The organism is Klebsiella sp. CN_Kp106, assembly GCF_040064575.1.
GTDB lineage: Bacteria > Pseudomonadota > Gammaproteobacteria > Enterobacterales > Enterobacteriaceae > Klebsiella > Klebsiella michiganensis.
This window is the reverse complement of record NZ_JBEAIG010000005.1, coordinates 49,748-67,885: the sequence shown is the minus strand read 5'-3', so window position 1 is coordinate 67,885 and position 18,138 is coordinate 49,748. Positions and strand designations below refer to the sequence as shown.

Annotated in this window: 18 protein-coding genes; 5 read left to right on the top strand and 13 right to left on the bottom strand. The window is 56.6% G+C overall.

The window, feature by feature from the left end:
* Positions 1-14: 14 nt before the first annotated feature.
* The 12 genes from trpS to ABLU96_RS04505 all read right to left on the bottom strand — a co-directional run bounded on the left by trpS (position 15) and on the right by ABLU96_RS04505 (position 9,997).
* A complete protein-coding gene (gene trpS / locus ABLU96_RS04560; protein ID WP_004854910.1) occupies positions 15-1,019 on the bottom strand; it encodes a tryptophan--tRNA ligase in 1,005 nt (334 codons plus the stop codon).
* 3 nt (positions 1,020-1,022) lie between these two features.
* Positions 1,023-1,772, bottom strand: coding sequence for a phosphoglycolate phosphatase (gene gph, locus ABLU96_RS04555; protein ID WP_025107839.1), 750 nt, complete (start codon positions 1,770-1,772; stop codon positions 1,023-1,025).
* Positions 1,765-2,442, bottom strand: a complete 678-nt coding sequence (gene rpe / locus ABLU96_RS04550; RefSeq protein ID WP_004126039.1) for a ribulose-phosphate 3-epimerase — start codon at positions 2,440-2,442, stop codon at positions 1,765-1,767. Before rpe ends, gph begins: the two co-directional genes overlap by 8 nt.
* A gap of 17 nt (positions 2,443-2,459) precedes the next feature.
* Positions 2,460-3,287, bottom strand: coding sequence for an adenine-specific DNA-methyltransferase (dam, locus tag ABLU96_RS04545; protein WP_025107840.1), 828 nt, complete (start codon positions 3,285-3,287; stop codon positions 2,460-2,462).
* A gap of 78 nt (positions 3,288-3,365) precedes the next feature.
* The gene (gene damX, locus ABLU96_RS04540) at positions 3,366-4,673 is read right to left on the bottom strand and encodes a cell division protein DamX (protein ID WP_064406490.1); all 1,308 of its coding nucleotides are present in this window, start codon (positions 4,671-4,673) and stop codon (positions 3,366-3,368) included.
* 84 nt (positions 4,674-4,757) lie between these two features.
* On the bottom strand, positions 4,758-5,852 hold the full coding sequence (gene aroB / locus ABLU96_RS04535) for a 3-dehydroquinate synthase (RefSeq protein ID WP_048263507.1): 1,095 nt from the start codon (positions 5,850-5,852) through the stop codon (positions 4,758-4,760).
* A 54-nt stretch (positions 5,853-5,906) separates the two neighbouring features.
* On the bottom strand, positions 5,907-6,428 hold the full coding sequence (gene aroK / locus ABLU96_RS04530; protein WP_004106441.1) for a shikimate kinase AroK: 522 nt from the start codon (positions 6,426-6,428) through the stop codon (positions 5,907-5,909).
* 270 nt (positions 6,429-6,698) lie between these two features.
* Positions 6,699-7,940 (bottom strand): DNA uptake porin HofQ, encoded by a 1,242-nt coding sequence (gene hofQ / locus ABLU96_RS04525; protein WP_348862345.1) that lies wholly within the window; start codon positions 7,938-7,940, stop codon positions 6,699-6,701.
* The gene (locus ABLU96_RS04520) at positions 7,849-8,256 is read right to left on the bottom strand and encodes a HofP DNA utilization family protein (protein ID WP_014839685.1); all 408 of its coding nucleotides are present in this window, start codon (positions 8,254-8,256) and stop codon (positions 7,849-7,851) included. Before ABLU96_RS04520 ends, hofQ begins: the two co-directional genes overlap by 92 nt.
* The gene (locus tag ABLU96_RS04515) at positions 8,246-8,686 is read right to left on the bottom strand and encodes a hypothetical protein (RefSeq protein WP_064406488.1); all 441 of its coding nucleotides are present in this window, start codon (positions 8,684-8,686) and stop codon (positions 8,246-8,248) included. The genes ABLU96_RS04520 and ABLU96_RS04515 overlap by 11 nt, the downstream gene beginning before the upstream one ends.
* Positions 8,670-9,209: a PilN domain-containing protein gene (locus tag ABLU96_RS04510; protein ID WP_047722861.1), complete on the bottom strand. Its 540-nt coding sequence runs from the start codon at positions 9,207-9,209 to the stop codon at positions 8,670-8,672. The genes ABLU96_RS04515 and ABLU96_RS04510 overlap by 17 nt, the downstream gene beginning before the upstream one ends.
* The gene (locus ABLU96_RS04505; protein WP_049084395.1) at positions 9,206-9,997 is read right to left on the bottom strand and encodes a hypothetical protein; all 792 of its coding nucleotides are present in this window, start codon (positions 9,995-9,997) and stop codon (positions 9,206-9,208) included. Before ABLU96_RS04505 ends, ABLU96_RS04510 begins: the two co-directional genes overlap by 4 nt.
* Before the next feature lie 117 nt (positions 9,998-10,114).
* Here ABLU96_RS04505 and mrcA point away from each other — a divergent pair, with 117 nt between their 5' ends.
* The gene (mrcA, locus tag ABLU96_RS04500; RefSeq protein ID WP_009654857.1) at positions 10,115-12,673 is read left to right on the top strand and encodes a peptidoglycan glycosyltransferase/peptidoglycan DD-transpeptidase MrcA; all 2,559 of its coding nucleotides are present in this window, start codon (positions 10,115-10,117) and stop codon (positions 12,671-12,673) included.
* Between the two features lie 144 nt (positions 12,674-12,817).
* Here mrcA and nudE read toward each other — a convergent pair whose 3' ends face one another.
* The gene (nudE, locus tag ABLU96_RS04495; RefSeq protein ID WP_004854946.1) at positions 12,818-13,378 is read right to left on the bottom strand and encodes an ADP compounds hydrolase NudE; all 561 of its coding nucleotides are present in this window, start codon (positions 13,376-13,378) and stop codon (positions 12,818-12,820) included.
* Between the two features lie 327 nt (positions 13,379-13,705).
* On the opposite strand from nudE, the gene ABLU96_RS04490 reads away from it, so the two are divergent.
* The 4 genes from ABLU96_RS04490 (at position 13,706) to hslO (ending at position 17,884) form a co-directional block, all read left to right on the top strand.
* A complete protein-coding gene (locus ABLU96_RS04490) occupies positions 13,706-15,835 on the top strand; it encodes an intracellular growth attenuator family protein (RefSeq protein ID WP_064406485.1) in 2,130 nt (709 codons plus the stop codon).
* A 61-nt stretch (positions 15,836-15,896) separates the two neighbouring features.
* On the top strand, positions 15,897-16,568 hold the full coding sequence (yrfG, locus tag ABLU96_RS04485) for a GMP/IMP nucleotidase (RefSeq protein ID WP_029946960.1): 672 nt from the start codon (positions 15,897-15,899) through the stop codon (positions 16,566-16,568).
* Between the two features lie 11 nt (positions 16,569-16,579).
* Positions 16,580-16,981 carry a ribosome-associated heat shock protein Hsp15 gene (gene hslR / locus ABLU96_RS04480; RefSeq protein ID WP_014227064.1) on the top strand — a complete coding sequence of 134 codons (402 nt, stop codon included), beginning with the start codon at positions 16,580-16,582 and terminating at the stop codon, positions 16,979-16,981.
* A gap of 18 nt (positions 16,982-16,999) precedes the next feature.
* Positions 17,000-17,884, top strand: a complete 885-nt coding sequence (gene hslO, locus ABLU96_RS04475; protein ID WP_160741635.1) for an Hsp33 family molecular chaperone HslO — start codon at positions 17,000-17,002, stop codon at positions 17,882-17,884.
* Positions 17,885-18,138 lie beyond the last annotated feature (254 nt).

Sequence of the window (18,138 nt, the reverse complement as noted above, 5' to 3'; positions counted from 1 at the left end):
GACCAGCAAATTGCTCAGGGCTTAGCGACGAAACCAATCGCTTCGTAAACCGCTTTCAGGGTAACGGAAGCGCGAGCGCTGGCTTTCTCCGCACCCTCTTTCATGACCTGATTGAGGAATGCTTCATCACCGCGGAATCGGTGATAGCGCTCCTGCAGTTCGGTCAGCATGCCGGAAACGGCTTCAGCCACTTCGCCCTTCAGGTGACCGTACATTTTGCCTTCAAAATGCTGCTCCAGCTCTGGAATGCTCTGGCCGGTAACGGCAGAGAGGATATCCAGCAGGTTGGAGACGCCCGCTTTGTTCTGGATGTCGTAGCGAACAACCGGCGGCTCGTCGGAGTCGGTGACCGCGCGTTTGATCTTCTTCACCACCGATTTCGGGTCTTCCAGCAGGCCGATAACGTTGTTGCGGTTATCATCTGACTTGGACATCTTTTTGGTCGGCTCCAGCAGCGACATCACGCGCGCGCCGGATTTTGGAATAAACGGTTCCGGCACTTTAAACACGTCGCCGTAGATAGCGTTGAAACGCTGGGCGACATCGCGGCTCAGCTCCAGGTGCTGTTTCTGGTCTTCGCCAACCGGGACCTGGTTAGTCTGATACAGCAGAATGTCGGCAGCCATCAGTACCGGATAGTCAAACAGACCAGCGTTAATGTTTTCCGCATAGCGCGATGACTTGTCTTTAAACTGGGTCATACGGCTCAGTTCGCCGAAATAGGTGTAGCAGTTCAGCGCCCAGCCGAGCTGCGCGTGCTCCGGCACGTGGGACTGAACGAAGATGGTGCTTTTTTGCGGGTCGATACCGCACGCCAGATACAGCGCCAGCGTGTCCAGCGTGGCCTTACGCAGCTGCTGCGGGTCCTGACGAACGGTAATCGCGTGCTGGTCAACGATGCAGTAAATGCAGTGGTAATCGTCCTGCATGTTTACCCACTGACGCAGCGCACCCATATAGTTGCCAATGGTCAATTCACCGGAGGGCTGTGCGCCACTAAAAACGATGGGCTTAGTCATTTTTTATTCCTGAGTTTCACTGTACGGTAGCCCGAAAGCGGGCAAGAGTTCATTAAATTGGTCAAAGATATAATCCGGCTCGCTCAGCGAAATCGGCTCGCCGTAGTTGTAGCCGTAGGTCAGGCCGATCGAGCTGCAGCCCGCGGCCTTCGCGGCCTGAATATCGTTGCGCGAGTCGCCAACGAACAGCAGATCCGCGGGTGCCAGCCCCAGTTTCTCCGCGACCAGAAGCAGCGGTTCCGGATGAGGTTTTTTGTTTTTTACATCATCGCCGCCGATAACAACGGTAAAATATTTCGCGATATCCAGCGACGCCAGAATCGGCGCGACAAACGGCGTCGGTTTATTGGTTACCAGCGCCAGCGGCAGGCCCTTTGCGTGCAGCGCACCCAGCGTATCGGCAACGGCAGGAAACAAAAAGCTCCCCTCTTCCGCCACTTCGCCATAGTAGCGATCGAACAGCTTGCGCAAAATGGCCTGCTGTTCAGCCTGCGGGATATCGTCATGATCGACGGAAGGTTTACCCTGCGCCGCTCTCAGCGCCGCGCGCTCCTGACGGGCCCAGGTCAGAGCCCGCTGGATCAGAACGTCAGCGCCGTTGCCAATCCAGGTCACGACGCGCTCTTCGCCCGCCATCGGCAGTTCCAGCGCATACAGGGCGTTATCAACGGCAGCGGTCAATCCCGGCGCGCTGTCTACCAGCGTCCCGTCGAGATCGAACGCCACGCCGCGAATATTTTGTAACTTATCCATGGCTAACCTTTGCTAATTCGCTACGCATTTGATCGACCACTTTTTTGTAGTCAGGCTGATCGAAAATGGCCGATCCGGCAACAAACATATCCGCACCGGCTGCGGCAATCTCAGCGATATTGCTGACTTTTACGCCGCCGTCGACTTCCAGACGGATGTCGTAGCCGGATTCATCAATGCGACGACGAACTTCACGCAGTTTTTCCAGGGTGTGCGGAATAAAAGACTGACCGCCAAAGCCTGGGTTGACGGACATCAGCAGGATGACATCCAGCTTATCCATCACGTAGTCGAGGTAGCTCAGGGAAGTGGCCGGGTTAAACACCAGACCGGCTTTACAGCCGTGCTCTTTGATAAGCTGCAGCGTGCGGTCAACGTGTTCAGAAGCTTCCGGATGGAAAGTAATGATGCTGGCGCCCGCGGCGGCAAAATCAGGAACGATGCGGTCAACGGGCTTGACCATCAAATGCACATCAATCGGCGCGGTGATACCGTAATTTCGCAGTGATTTAAGCACCATCGGACCAATGGTCAGATTCGGCACGTAGTGGTTGTCCATCACGTCAAAGTGCACAACATCCGCACCCGCAGCCAACGCATTGGCGGTATCCTCGCCCAGACGGGCAAAATCAGCCGACAGAATCGAAGGGGCAATCAAATACTGCTTCATCCGCATCTCCTTGAAATTTATTTGGTCTTGGGCGGACGGTACAGAGCCAGAAGCTCGTCCACCTTCTTACGTGTACCACCGTTGCTGCTGATGCTGCGTCGAACCTTCACAATATGCGTCTCAGCGGCGTTTTTGTACCACTCCTCAGTGAGCGGCGTGCGATGGTTTGAAATCAGCACTGGAATGCGCTTTTTCATCAGCGATTCCGCCTTTTTAGCCAGCAGCTCCTGCTGCTCCTGGCTAAAGCTATTCGTATGATAAGCCGTAAAATTCGCCGTTGATGACAGCGGCGCATAGGGCGGATCGCAGTAAACAACGGAGCGATTATCTGCCCGCTTCATGCACTCTTCATAAGATTCACAATGAAACTCTGCATGCTGCGCCTTCTCCGCGAAATGATACAGCTCAGCTTCGGGAAAATAGGGCTTCTTATAGCGACCAAACGGCACGTTAAACTCACCGCGCAGATTGTAGCGACACAGGCCATTGTAGCCATGACGATTCAGATACAGGAACAGCACCGCGCGACGCAGCGGCTCCTGACTCTGGTTGAACTCATCACGGAACCGATAATACTGCTCTGCGACGTTGTTCTCTGGCGTAAACATCTCACGCGCCGCCGTAACATAGTCATCGGTACGCAGCTTGACGATGTTATACAGACTAATCAAATCACTATTGATATCAGCGAGGATATAACGAGAAAAGTCGGTATTCAGAAATACCGACCCGGCGCCCACAAAAGGCTCAATCAAGCAGTCGCCCTGCGGCAAATGCTTCTTAATATCGTCAAGCAGGGGGTATTTACCCCCTGCCCATTTCAGAAAAGCGCGATTCTTTTTCATGCTGCCTAACTAATTACACATTCTCCGGCTGTGGAGAAAGCTCCGACAGCATCCTGCGCTTCAGACTACACTGCGGCATTATTTCAGGTCAGACTGAACCTGATGCAGCGGTTTTGCCCACGGATTTTTTGCCTGTACATCTGCTGGCAGCGTAGCAACAGCACGTTTCGCTTCATCTTTCGAAGCGTAGATGCCGCTCACCAGGACATACCAGGGCTGACCGTTACGCGTAGTCTCATAGACAACATATTTTTCCAGCTTCTCTTTCTTCGCCCAACTGTTGAGGTTGTTGTAGTTAGAAGAGCTGCTGAGCTGCAGCGTGTAGTGACCGGACGGCGCAGATTTCATCGAACTGACGTCACCCGCACTTTTACCCGCAGCGGCCGTAGCAGCCGGAGCGGCAGCGGCAGCGGCAGTTGCTGCTGGCGCAGTGGTCGCGGTCGCAGCAGGCGCGGTAGTCGCGGCTGGTTTGGCCTGGGCAGTTGCGGCAGGCTTAGTCGGCTGCGCGGCTGCCGGCGTCGTGGTCGCGACGTTTTCGACACGCTTAGGCTGGACCGCTGCCGGCTTCGGCTGGGTCGGCGCTTTCGCCGTGGCCTGCGGTTTCGGTTCGATAACCGTATGCTTACGCTCCGCCGGGCGCGGTGTCGCCGCCGTCTGACGCTCTGTCGTCGCCTGGCGCGGGGCCGCGGTGCCATTGCGCACTGGCGCAACGGTGGCTGGTTCAGTTGGCAGAGTAGAATTCGCGACCGCGCTATCAATCTGACCCTGCTGCTGGGTCAGCGCATTGTTCAGATCGCCCTGAACCTCAACGCGCTGCTGGCCTTGGGGTTCAGCCGTCGCCTGACCTTGAGTCGGGTTAGACGCGATAGGCGGCAGAGAAACATCCTGCGGCTGCGCGTTGTTTGCCGCTGATGAATCCTGAGCAGCAGGCTGGGTATTATTATTGTCCTGCTCGCCGGACAGGTTGATGCTCTTCTCGCCGGAAGCCGTTTGCTCGCTGGATGAGGATGGTGATTTCAGCGCGGAACCCACGCCAACGATCAGCAGCAGCAGAACGAGGATCCCCACGCCCATCATGATGTACTGACGGGAAGCCGGTTTCGCAGGCGCCTTCTTACGCTTACGAGGACGACGCTCAACCTGACGCTCTTCGTCATCGTCTTCGTCAGACTCTACTTCTTCTTCGTACTCTTCATACTGTTCTTCATCGCGCTCACGGCGTGCTTTGCTGCCGCGCGTCGGGCGACCATCGTCAGCATCATCAAGTTCGACATCATCAAAATTGATTTGCGGATCGGCATCACGCTCTGAAGACTGACGAGAACGACCAGTACGACGATCGCTGCGATCGGCTTTCATATCGTCTTCTGGTTTTAATTCATCCATTTAACACCCCACTAAAAGGCTTATGCTCACGACTATTGCACGTCACCCGAAATGATAACGCCGCGCGAACGCGGCCAGACCTTCTTATTGTTGCGCCTGCTGAGTATCAGCAATCGCGCCAAGAACAACATCATGCGGGACTCCGCCGCGTATCTCGCTCTTCCCTATCGCGAGGGGTAGCACCAGCCGCATCTCGCCCGCCAGCACCTTTTTATCACGCATCATATGGGGCAAATACGCCTCTGCTGCCATCTCCTGCGGGCCACTTACCGGCAAGCCAGCACGCCGCAGCAGATGAATAATGCGCTGCGTATCCTGCGGATTAAACCGCCCCAGACGTTCGGATGCACGCGCCGCCATCACCATACCGGCAGCGACCGCTTCACCATGTAACCAGTTACCGTAGCCCATCTCAGCTTCGATAGCATGACCAAAAGTATGGCCAAGATTGAGTAAAGCACGTAACCCGGTTTCGCGCTCGTCGGCGGCGACAACTTCAGCTTTCAGCTCACAGCAGCGACGGATACAGTACGCCATCGCTTTTTCATCCAGCGCCAGCAATGCATCAATATTATTTTCCAGCCAGTCGAAAAATTCGCCGTCAAGAATAACGCCGTACTTGATCACTTCAGCCAGGCCGGAAGAGAGCTCACGCTTCGGCAGCGTTTTGAGACAGTTAAGATCGACAACAACAGAAACCGGCTGCCAGAAGGCGCCAATCATGTTTTTGCCGAGAGGATGGTTGACGGCCGTTTTGCCGCCGACCGAAGAATCCACCTGCGACAGCAGAGTGGTAGGAACCTGAATAAAGCGCACGCCACGCTGGTAGCTGGCCGCTGCAAATCCCGTTAAATCACCAATCACCCCACCGCCGAGCGCCACTAACGTCGTGTCGCGGCCGTGTGGTTTTTGCAATAGCGCGGTAAAAACGGTATCCATCACCGCCAGGCTTTTAAACTGCTCGCCGTCGGGAAGAATCACGCTATCGACTTTTACGCCCGCTTGCTCAAGTACGGAGCGTACGGTATCCAGATAAAGCGGCGCCAGCGTTTCATTGGTGACCAGCATGACCTGGTCGCCTGATTTCAGTGGCAGGAAGGAAGCTGGATCGTTAAACAAACCAGCCGCGATGGTAATCGGGTAACTACGTTCCCCGAGGGTTACAGTAAGCCTCTCCATAACGCGACGTCCACCTCAGTTGCTTTTACTCTGACGCACTTTATTAAGCCAGAATCAGTTGCTTTCCAGCATATGAATAATCTGGTTTGCTACCACTTTCGCGCTTTGATCGTCAGTGCGGATAGTGACATCTGCAATCTCTTCGTACAGCGGATTGCGTTCATCCGCCAGCGCTTCCAGTACTTCGCGAGGCGGAGCATCAACCTGCAGCAAAGGACGCTTTTTATCGCGCTGCGTACGGGCAAGCTGCTTTTCGATAGTTGTTTCCAGGTAGACCACCACGCCGCGGGCGGAGAGACGGTTACGCGTTTCACGGGATTTTACAGAGCCACCGCCGGTTGCCAGCACGATTCCCTGTTTTTCCGTCAACTCATTGATGATTTTTTCTTCACGGTCGCGGAAGCCGTCTTCGCCTTCTACATCAAAGACCCAACCCACATCTGCGCCAGTGCGTTTCTCAATTTCTTGATCGGAATCGTAAAATTCCATGTTGAGCTGTTGGGCTAACTGGCGCCCAATAGTGCTTTTGCCGGCACCCATAGGCCCAACCAGAAAGATATTGCGTTTCTCTGCCATTTTTTCGGTACTACTAAGACTATTCGTTAATGGTAAACCCGCTTTGCAGACACCCAGCGCAGCAGGACATGAACTGAAACCTCATATGCAATTAGAGCGAGAGTCAGACTAAAAATTATCTCAATACTCCGGCTGGTTTGGCAACAGAATAAATCACCGGACAAGAAAGGGAGGATTGATGTCGTACCCGACTCTCAAATCGGTACCCCTTGTATGCTAAATCCGTCCTCACGTCAAACACCTGAAACGTGTTTAGCATGAAAAACCCGCTTAATGCACTGCCAGAATACGTGGAGTGATGAAGACAACCAGTTCACGTCGTTCGTTATCCTTACCGTCACGGCGAAATAACTGACCAAGCCAGGGGATGTCGCTAAGGAGAGGAATACCACCGCGAGACGTTTTATTTTTCTGCGCAAAGATCCCGCCTAACGCCAGGGTCTCGCCGCTTTTCATTTCAACCTGCGTTTCTATTTCTTGTTTATCGATAGCCAGCGCTTCACCATTTTCCTGTTTGAGCACCTGGCCCGGCGTATTTTCGCTAATCCTGAGTTTTAAACGCACGCGATCGTGATGCAGCACCGTCGGCGTCACCTCCATCCCCAGCACCGCCTCTTTAAACTCAACGGAGGTCGCCCCGCTTTCGCCGCTGGAGACCTGATAAGGTATCTCGCTGCCCTGCTTAATGCTGGCGGGCTGCATATGGGAAGCCAACAGCCGAGGGCTGGCGATAATGTCCACCTGCTGCTTCTGCTCAAGCGCGGAAAGTTCCAGCTCCAGAAGCCGCCCGCTGATACGGCCGATGTTAAACCCGGCCCTCGTGCTGGCATCCCCTACCGCCAGGTTGCTGCTCAAGGTGGTTAATTTACCGGAGCCCGGCGGGCTGCTGGCGTCGGCCAGGCTCCACTTAACGCCTAGTTCGCGCAGGCTGGTTTCGCTTATTGAGACGATGTGCGCCGCCAGCTCAACCTGGCCGACGGGCACATCCATTTCCTGGGCCCACGCTTTTAACGCCGGGAGGTGCCGGGCATCATCACGAATCAACAGGCGGTTGGTTCGCTTATCGACCATCATATGCCCGCGAGCGCTGAGCAGTTTTTCACCCGCCTTCGCTAAATCTTCTGCATCCGCATAATGCAAGGTCACGCTATGCCCCTGCAAAGGAAGATTCTGCAGGCGCTTTGCTTTTTCCGCTTCCAGCTGCAGCCGCTGCGCCTTTTGCCACGCCTGAGTGTGCACGTACAGGACCGAACCTTGCTGAGTCAGGGCCAGACCGGCGCTGTCGATAACCGAGCGCAGCGCCTGTAACCAGGGCACCTCCTTCAGATGAAGAGATACCGTACCGCTGACGTCAGGAGCCACCACGAGATTTTTTTGCTTCAGCTCCGCCAGCGTTTGCAGTACCTGAGACACCGGCGCATCATCGACGACCAGCGACACGGGAAGATCCTTTTTGGCCGCGACGACCATCAGCGGCAGGAGCAGAAACAGCAGGCTTGTCCATCGCATTATTCTTTATTCCCTTTCGCAGCCAGACCCACTGTGCGGGTTCACACCCAGGACCGGTTGATATTGTCATTTTCTCTGGCGTCAGGCGCGTCACCCGCCAGCCCGTGGGCAAAATCGCCTCCGCCCTCACGCGACGCCATTTCCCGGCGCTATCCTGCACGATACCCATAAGCGCCAGCGAATCGCCGATAGCACCGCCGTAGCGCCACTGGCTAAGCTGCGCCGTCCGGCAGCGGTCCACCGGGGGCTGAAACGGATCGCGCTCTTCAGCCAGCAGCGGGAGCGGGAACAGCAGCCAACACCACCATTTAAGGCGCATCTTCCGCCTCCAGATGCAGGGTCAACCGTAACGCCTGCTTTTCCGGCTGCAGGGAGAAAGCCGTAGCGCGCATCCCGCAGCGAGCCAGCCAGGAAAAGAGCGCGGGCACCGCTTGCCAGTCAACAGCCAGCTGCATCTCGCCTGCGGAGCCCCCTGGCCGCCAGGCGATAAGCGTCGCCCCGGCAATCGGAAGATCAATAGGCGTAAAAACCTGGGTCGCGTCTTCCTCCATGCCGGCGGTCTGTAAAGCGCTACGCAGCGGCAGCAGTTTTCGCCACTGCGCCTGTACCTGCGGCGAGCGCCCCGCCGACGTTTCTGTCTGGAGAGGCAGCAGTAGCCAGAACCCGATTACGGCGATGAGGACCAGAGCGACGGATATCATGAACAGATATTTGCGCCCCGTCAGCCAACGTTCAACGTCCCACTGCATTGTCGTCCTCTTCGGCCATGGAAAAGTGAAATAACCAGCGCCCTTCGCTGTCGCGGTGCGTTTCTCCCGCCTTTGGCGGACGCAAGCCGGCAACGCTCCCCAGCGCCTTTTCAAGCTCAGCCAGCCCCTTTAGATGCAACGTGAGTCCGCTCAGTACCAGGGTATTCTGTCGGTATTCCAGCAGCGTTAACCAGGCGTGCTCCGGCATACGCGACGCTATCGCCTGTAACGTTGGCTGCCAGGCGGCGGTTCTCTCGCGCCGCAGATAGCGCAGGCGCCGTTGTTCCTGCTGCTGCAGGCGCTGGCGCATGGCGCGTTCACGCTGCTGTAATGCGCTATAAAGCAGGTCGTCAGCGCTTATCCTCGCCGTTTCAAGCGAGTGGCTGGCCCGTTTGTTGAGCCGTGAGGCGAGGATCGCCACAAGCAGAATAAGTAGCAAACCCACAATCAGCAGTCCTGCCATCCGCAGACGTTGCCGTCGACGCGTTTCGCGCCAGGGAAGGAAGTTAACGATGTGGCTCATGGCTGACCCGCTCCCAGCGCCAGGCCGAGGGCAACGGTAAAGCTATCGCCACGGGCCGGGAGCGGGGGCTGCAGGCGATGAATGACGCTCCATGCGTCAAAATTCTGCCCGTCGAGCGAGGCAGAGGTGCAAAGGCGAAACTCTCCGGCGTTCACCCGGGAAACCAGGCCGGGAAAAGAGGGTACGTCGCTGCATGGACAGCATCCCCAGCTATCGGCGGTCGCCCAAAGCCAGCTCGCTTCGTCACGCCACGCCAGCCCCTGAACCTCGACGGGCAGCCAGGGGAAAAAGGCGCCAAGCGCGCTGGCGTCCGGCACAATTCCGACCACCTTCAGCTTAAGGCGGCTTGCCAGCTGGCCGAGGACGTTAATATCCAGGCGCTGCGCGGCGGTGACCCGCCAGCCATCGGCCGCTCTGGCGTCCACATAATCGACGCAGAGCGATGACGCGGGCATTTCCAGCTGCTGCGCCATCGCGCTGGCGATCCAGGTCGCCTGCTCGCTTTCTCGTAATGAAATCTGCGGGCGCGGAAGCTGCTTTTGCAGCGTTCGCGCCGCCGGGAAGGCAATACACGCCTGATGCTGCAAAGGCAGCTCCCGCCGCCAGGACTGCAGCTGGCGGGCCAGCGACTCAACGTCCACCACGATGCCCTGCCGCACGGTGCCGGGCATCAGCGGGATACTCCACCAGCGACGTAGCGCCCAGCGTGAACGCTCGAGTAATAACGCGACGATAGCAATATGGTCCTGCTGAATATGCATTCCTATGCGCCAGTTTCTAAAAGCCATGCCTACGATCTCCTTATCCGCCGATATGCTTCGCTATATCAATGCTCCAGGCTTGCCTTTATACTACTGCGCGTTTGTTTATAAACTGCCCAATGAAAACTAAATGAGAAATCTCCGGTGAAGTTCGTAAAGTATCTTTTTATCCTTGCAGTCTGTTGCGTACTGCTGGGAGCAGGCTCGATTTTTGGTCTCTATAAATATATAGAGCCGCAGCTCCCCGACGTCGCAACCCTGAAGGATGTGCGCCTGCAGATCCCGATGCAGGTCTATAGCGCGGATGGCGAGCTGATTGCGCAATATGGCGAAAAACGCCGTATTCCCGTCACGCTGCAGCAAATGCCGCCTGAGCTGATAAAAGCGTTTATCGCCACCGAAGATAGCCGTTTTTATGAGCACCATGGCGTTGACCCGGTCGGGATTTTCCGCGCGGCCAGCGTCGCGATGTTCTCCGGCCACGCCTCGCAGGGCGCCAGTACGATTACTCAGCAGCTGGCGCGCAACTTCTTCCTGAGCCCTGAGAAGACGCTGATGCGTAAGGTGAAAGAAGCCTTCCTCGCGATCCGCATCGAGCAGTTGCTCAATAAAGATGAAATCCTTGAGCTGTACCTGAACAAAATCTATCTTGGCTACCGCGCCTACGGCGTCGGCGCGGCCGCGCAGGTCTATTTTGGGAAATCCGTCGATCAGCTTACGCTGAGCGAAATGGCGGTCATTGCGGGCCTGCCTAAAGCGCCGTCGACGTTTAACCCGCTCTACTCCATGGATCGCGCAACCGCCCGCCGCAACGTTGTTCTCTCACGGATGCTGAGCGAAGGCTACATCACGCAGTCGCAGTACGATCAGGCGCGTAGCCAGACGATTGACGCCAGCTACCATACGCCGGAAATCGCCTTCTCCTCCCCGTATCTTAGCGAAATGGTGCGTCAGGAAATGGTCAGCCGCTACGGCGAGCAGGCTTATGAAGACGGTTATCGCGTCTACACCACCATTACCCGTAAAAATCAGCAGGCAGCCCAGCAGGCGGTGCGGAATAACGTGCTGGATTACGACATGCGCCACGGCTATCGCGGCCCGGAAAAGGTGCTGTGGAAGGTGGGCGAAACGCCGTGGGATAACCAGAAAATCCTCGATACCCTGAAAAAAACCCCGAGTACCGGACCGCTCTCTCCGGCGGTAGTCACTTCGGCAAGCCCGCAGGAAGCCGTCGCACTCATGAGCAACGGCACCTCGGTGTCGCTGAATATGGAAGGCGTCCGCTGGGCGCGTCGGTTTATCTCTGATACCCAACAGGGCGCCACGCCGCGTAAAGTGAACGATGTGGTACAGGCCGGGCAGCAGGTGTGGGTTCGCCAGGTGGGTAGCAGCTGGTGGCTATCGCAGGTGCCTGATGTCAACTCGGCGCTGGTATCGATCAACCCGCAAAACGGGGCGATCATTGCGCTGGTCGGCGGCTTCGATTTCAACCAGAGCAAGTTCAACCGCGCGACTCAGGCGCTGCGCCAGGTCGGTTCTAACATTAAGCCGTTCCTCTACACAGCGGCAATGGATAAAGGCTTAACGCTGGCGAGCATGCTCAACGATGTGCCGATTTCCCGCTGGGATGCCGGCTCCGGCTCCGACTGGCGGCCAAAAAACTCCCCGCCGCAGTATGCGGGCCCTATCCGCCTGCGTCAGGGGCTGGGTCAATCAAAGAACGTTGTCATGGTTCGCGCGATGCGCGCCATGGGCGTGGACTACGCGGCTGAGTATCTCCAGCGCTTCGGCTTCCCGGCGCAGAACATCGTGCGGACAGAATCGCTGGCGCTGGGCTCCGCGTCTTTCACCCCGCTTCAGGTTGCTCGCGGCTATTCGGTGATGGCTAACGGCGGTTTCCTGGTCAGCCCTTATTTCATCAGCAAAATCGAGAACGATCAGGGCGGCGTCATTTTTGAAGAGCGGCCAAAAATTGCCTGCCCGCAGTGCAATATTCCGGTGATTTATGGCGATACGCCGAAGTCCGATGTGCTCGAGAACAAAGACGTTGAGGACGTAGCGACCTCTCAGGACCCGCAAAACCCCGGCGTTCCTCCGCAGCCGCAGCTGGCGCAGGCGAACCAGTCGCTGGTGGCGCAAAGTGGCGCACCGGAGTATGCGCCGCACGTGATCAACACCCCGCTGGCGTTCCTGATTAAAAGCGCCCTGAACACTAATATCTTCGGCGAACCGGGCTGGATGGGCACCGGCTGGCGAGCGGGACGCGATCTGCAGCGTCACGATATCGGCGGCAAAACCGGGACCACCAACAGTTCAAAAGATGCGTGGTTCTCGGGCTACGGCCCTGGCGTGGTGACGTCGGTATGGATTGGCTTCGATGACCACCGTCGCGACCTTGGCCGCACCACTGCCTCCGGGGCAATCAAAGATCAGATATCGGGCTATGAAGGCGGCGCCAAAAGCGCTCAGCCGGCCTGGGATGACTTTATGAAAAACGTGCTGCAAGGCGTACCGGAAGAACCGCTTACGCCGCCGCCGGGTATTATTACGGTCAACATTGACCGCAGTACCGGTCAGTTGGCCAGCGGCGGTAACAGCCGCGCTGAGTACTTTATTGAGGGCACTCAGCCTACCCAGCAGGCGGTTCATGAAGTCGGCACCACCATTACCGATGGCGGGGGGGAAACCCACGAACTGTTCTGACAAAAAAAGCGCCTGCGGGCGCTTTTTTTTGGCTGACGGAAAACCGGTTGTAGATATCGTGCCACGGCTGGCGCCTTTACCACGACCTACCGCAACGGCGCCGTGAGGCAGCCGCGGGGCATTTTTCGTTATCCGGGAGTGACGCTACAGCCGCCCCTGAGCCTGCAGCCATTCGCGCAGCAGGAACAGCGCACTAACGTTACGCGCTTCGTTAAAGTCTTCTTCATCAAGCAGCGTCATCAGCTGCGACAGCGGCCAGCGAACCTGGGGCAGCGGCTCGGGCTCGTCGCCGGGCAGCGATTCCGGATAAAGATCTTCCGCCACCAGAATGTTCATCTTGCTGGAGAAGTAGGAGGGGGCCATGCTCAGCTTTTTCAAAAACGTCAGTTTTTGCGCGCCAAAGCCGACCTCTTCTTTTAGCTCGCGGTTGGCGGCCTCCAGTACGCTTTCACCCGGATCGATCAGGCCTTTTGAGAAGCCCAGTTCATAGGATTCCGTACCGACAGCGTATTCGCGAATCAAGATTATATGGTCATCGACAATCGGCACAATCATCACGGCTTCACGGGTAGAAGGCCGCATCCGTTCATACACTCGGCGCACGCCGTTGCTGAACTCGAGGTCCACGCTTTCAACATTAAAAAGGCGCGAGCGCGCGACTGTTTCAACGTTGAGAATAGTGGGTTTTTGTAATGATTTGCTCATTGTCATCGGTCTATGCTGTGATTACAGCGGCCATTGTGCGATACGCAGCACGGTTTCGGCAATCCTAATCGCTACTAATTTACATAGTTGCAACTTTCCCGTCCCGAGCCCGATTATCACAATGACTAAAAAGTCAATAGGTTGAATAGTATTTGAGAATATACTGATTCCTGGATTTTAACGTTTTTGATAAGGTTGTATGCTGCTGCTTTGCATAAGAGATGTTCCCGCTTTAACAGAGTGCCGATTGCGACGGCTGTTTTACCTCCATTGATGAATGGCAACCGACGATACCAGTAAGAAAAGAATAACTATGATGGGATGGGCATGGGCACCTTTCTGATATTTTTGATAGCTCTGCTAATCTGCGCATTGCTTATCGGGTGGTGGTATCGCACGCATGCAAGACGTCGTCGCCTGCCGCTGCTGCAGGCCTTTAGCGATGCCGCGACGCGCAAGCTTTCCGATGAAGAGCGCAGCGCCGTAGAAAAATACCTCGACCGTCTCAGCCGCAACCAGCAGCTGCCGGCATCAGGCGCCAGCAGCGCGCCGGTAAACCTGACCCTGAACGAACAGAGCGGGACCGTTTATAGCGTCACCCGAGCCATCACTCGTTACGGCATCACCACCGACGACCTCAACAAATGGCGCTACTTCCTTGATTCCGTGGAAATTCATCTTCCCCCCTTCTGGGAACAACACATCAATGATGAAAACAGCGTCGAATTAATCTCCACCGATAGCCTTCCGCTGGTGATTGCTCTCAACGGGCAAACTCTCAGCGACTACCCGCACGAGTCCAGAGGGTTGGCGCTTGAAAAATCCTCCGTGCCTCAGGCTTCCATCCGCGGAGAAGAGAGCGAACAAATTGAGCTGCTGAACATCCGCCCGGAAACCCCTGAAGAGTACGCGCTCAGCCGCCCTGACGGTCTGCGCGAAGCCATCCTGGTGGTCACCGCTTTCCTGCTGTTTTATTGCAGCCTGATGACTCCCAACGTTTTTTCCCCCTGGCTACTGGGCGGCGGGTTGCTTCTCCTGCTTGCGGGCATATGGGGTATTTACGCCCCCCCACGTAAAACATCGCTGCGGGAAATTCACTGCCTGCGCGGCATGCCTAAACGCTGGGGGCTGTTTGGTGAAAACGACCAGGAACATATCAATAATATTTCCCTCGGTATTATCGATCTTATCTACCCGCGCCACTGGCAGCCGTGGATCGCGCAGGACCTCGGCCAACAAACGGATATCGACATCTATCTTAGCCGCCACGTTGTCCGCCAGGGGCGCTTCCTGTCGCTACATGATGAGGTTAAAAACTTCCCGCTTCAGTACTGGCTCCGCAGCGCGATTATCGCCCTGGGCGCGCTGCTGGTCGTCGTGATGCTGTGGGCCAGCGTACCGCTGAATATGCCCTTTAAATTCACCCTTTCATGGCTCAAGGGCGCACAAACTATCGAAGCCACGACGGTTGCCCAGCTGGAGAAGTCAAAGATTCGCATCGGCGACACGCTGCGCCTGAAAGGCACTGGAATGTGCAACATCCACTCGCCGGGCGCCTGGACGGCAAAAGAGAACTCGCCGTTTATGCCGTTCGATTGTTCACAAATCGTCTGGAATGATGCCCCTCCCCTGCCGCTGCCGGAGTCAGATATCGTCAGTAAGGCCACCGCCCTGATGCAGACCGTTCAGAGCCAGCTCCATCCCGAATCCGATGACGATTCGCGCGTCAGCCCGGCGCTGCGTTCCGCCATTCAGAAGTCAGGCATGGTGCTGCTGGATGACTTTGGCGATATCGTCACCAAAACTAACGACCTGTGCTCTGCGAAAGACGATTGCGTTCGTTTGAAGAATGCGCTGGTTAACCTCGGTAATACCCGCAACTGGGAAACCCTGACCAAACGCGCAAACGCGGGTAAGCTGGATGGCGTCAACGTCCTGTTACGCCCGGTAAGCGCGGAGTCGCTGGAGAATCTGGTCACCACCTCCACCGCCCCGTTCATCAGCCGTGAAACCTCGCGCGCGGCGCAGGCGCTGAATAGCCCGGCGCCCGGCGGTTTCCTGATTGCCAGCGATGAAGGCAGCGACCTGGTGAATCAGCCATGGCCAGGCACCGGGTTATACGACTTCCCTGCACACCAGCAGTGGAGCGAACTGCAGCGCCTGGCGGGCATGTTAATGCACACGCCGTTCCAGGCAGAAGGCATCGTCACCAATCTTTATACCGATGCCAACGGGACGCAGCACATCAACCTGCATCGTATTCCCGATCGCACCGGTCTGTGGCGCTATCTCGGCACCACGCTGCTGCTACTGACCATGCTGGGCTGTACGGCGTATCACGGCCTCCAGGCTTTTCGCCGCTATCAGCGCCATCGCCAGCGTCAGGAAGAGATTCAGAAATACTACGAAAGCTGCCTGAATCCGGATCTCCTTTCCTCGCCGGACCCGCAAGAATAATTTTCTGCGCGACCGGGTATGATACCCTGTCGCGCAATTTCCCCCTCGCTGGAGACTCACCATGCATTTTGATATCGCCTGGCAGGAGGTTGATACCGTTCTGCTGGATATGGACGGCACGCTGCTCGACCTCGCCTTCGACAACTACTTCTGGCAAAAACTGGTGCCGGAAACCTGGGGCGCCGCGCGGGGTCTCAACCTGCAGGAAGCCAGGGACGCAATGCGCCAGGAGTACCACGCGGTGCAACATACGCTAAACTGGTACTGCCTGGACTACTGGAGCGAGCGCCTGGGTTTGGATATTTGCGCGATGACCAGCGAGCAGGGGCCAAGGGCCGCGCTGCGTGAAGATACCGTGCCGTTCCTCGAGGCGCTAAAAAACAGCGGCAAACGGCGGATTTTGCTGACCAACGCCCATCCGCATAATCTGGCGGTGAAGCTAAAGCACACCGGGCTGGATGCACACCTTGATTTATTGCTTTCCACCCACACATTTGGTTATCCGAAAGAAGATCAGCGGCTGTGGCACGCCGTGGCTGAAGAAACCGGCTTCGACGCGCGTAATACGCTCTTCGTCGACGATAACGAGGCGATTCTGGACGCGGCGGCGGAGTACGGCATCCGCTATTGCCTCGGTATCACCAACCCCGATTCCGGGCTGGCGGAAAAAAGCTACGCTCGCCATCCGGGGTTGAATGACTACCGGCATCTGATCCCCTCGCTGACCCTATAACAGGAGAGGCCATGAAAGAAAAACCCGTCGAAGCCGTCAGGCTGGACAAATGGCTGTGGGCGGCCCGCATTTATAAAACCCGTGCGCTGGCGCGCGAGATGATTGAAGGCGGCAAGGTGCACTATAACGGACAACGCAGTAAGCCGGGCAAAGTGGTCGAGCTGAACGCGACCCTGCTGCTTCGCCAGGGTAATGACGAACGAACCATCGTGGTAAAGGGCATTACCGAACAGCGCAGACCCGCCAGTGAAGCCGTCGCGCTTTATGAAGAGACGGCGGAGAGCATCGAGAAACGCGAGAAAATGGCGCTGGCGCGGAAGATGAACGCGTTAACCATGCCGCATCCCGACAGGCGACCGGATAAGAAAGAGCGCCGCGACCTGATGAGATTTAAACACGGCGATAGTGAATAACTGTGGCCCGCAAGAGAGATGATTATGACTCAACACGATCAATTACACCGCTATCTGTTTGAAAACTATGCCGTACGCGGTGAGCTGGTAACCGTTTCAGAAACTTTAGAACAGATTCTGACCAACCATAGCTACCCGCAGCCGGTGAAAACCGTGCTGGCGGAACTGCTGGTTGCCACCAGCCTGCTGACCGCCACGCTGAAGTTCGCCGGCGATATTACCGTTCAGCTGCAGGGCGATGGCCCGCTGTCGCTGGCGGTGATCAACGGCAACAACCAGCAGCAGATGCGCGGTGTAGCCCGCGTCCAGGGCGAGATCCCGGAAGGGGCGGACCTGAAAACCATGGTCGGTAACGGATATCTGGTCATTACCATCTCTCCGGAAGAGGGCGAGCGCTATCAGGGCGTGGTCGGCCTCGAGGGCGATACCCTTGCGGCCTGCCTCGAAGATTACTTCCAGCGCTCCGAACAGCTGCCGACCCGACTGATCATTCGTAGCGGCGAACACGACGGTAAACCGATGGCCGGCGGCATGCTGCTGCAGGTTCTGCCGGCGCAGGACGCACAGGCGGCGGATTTCGAACATCTGAGCACCCTGACTGAGACCATCAAAGCTGAAGAGCTGTTTACCCTGCCAGCGAACGATGTGCTCTGGCGCTTGTATCACGAAGAAGAAGTCACCGTTTACGAGCCGCAGAACGTCGAGTTTAAATGCACCTGCTCTCGCGAGCGCTGCGCCGGCGCGCTGAAAACGCTGCCGGATGAGGAGATCGATAGCATCCTGGCCGATGAAGGTGAAATCGATATGCACTGCGACTACTGCGGTAATCACTACATCTTTAATGCGATGGATATTGCCGAAATTCGTAACAACGCCTCTCCGGCCGACCCGCAGCTCCACTAATCATCGCTTCGTCAGGCGCGGTTTCCCTTTTCGCGCCTGGCGTCAACGCTTTTTCTGCGCGTGGTGAATCGATTCCCCATGAAAGAGTTACGTAATTTTCTTTCAGGTAAGCGATTACATTCACATTTCAACAGTTTTTTTAATTACTTTTTAACCATTAAGAAACATCTACCCCCAACTATGCCCCAATTCCTGAGATAATCCCCTACGCCTCGTGACAGGAGTCACAACGTTTTTCGTAAGTCCGCCGTTTG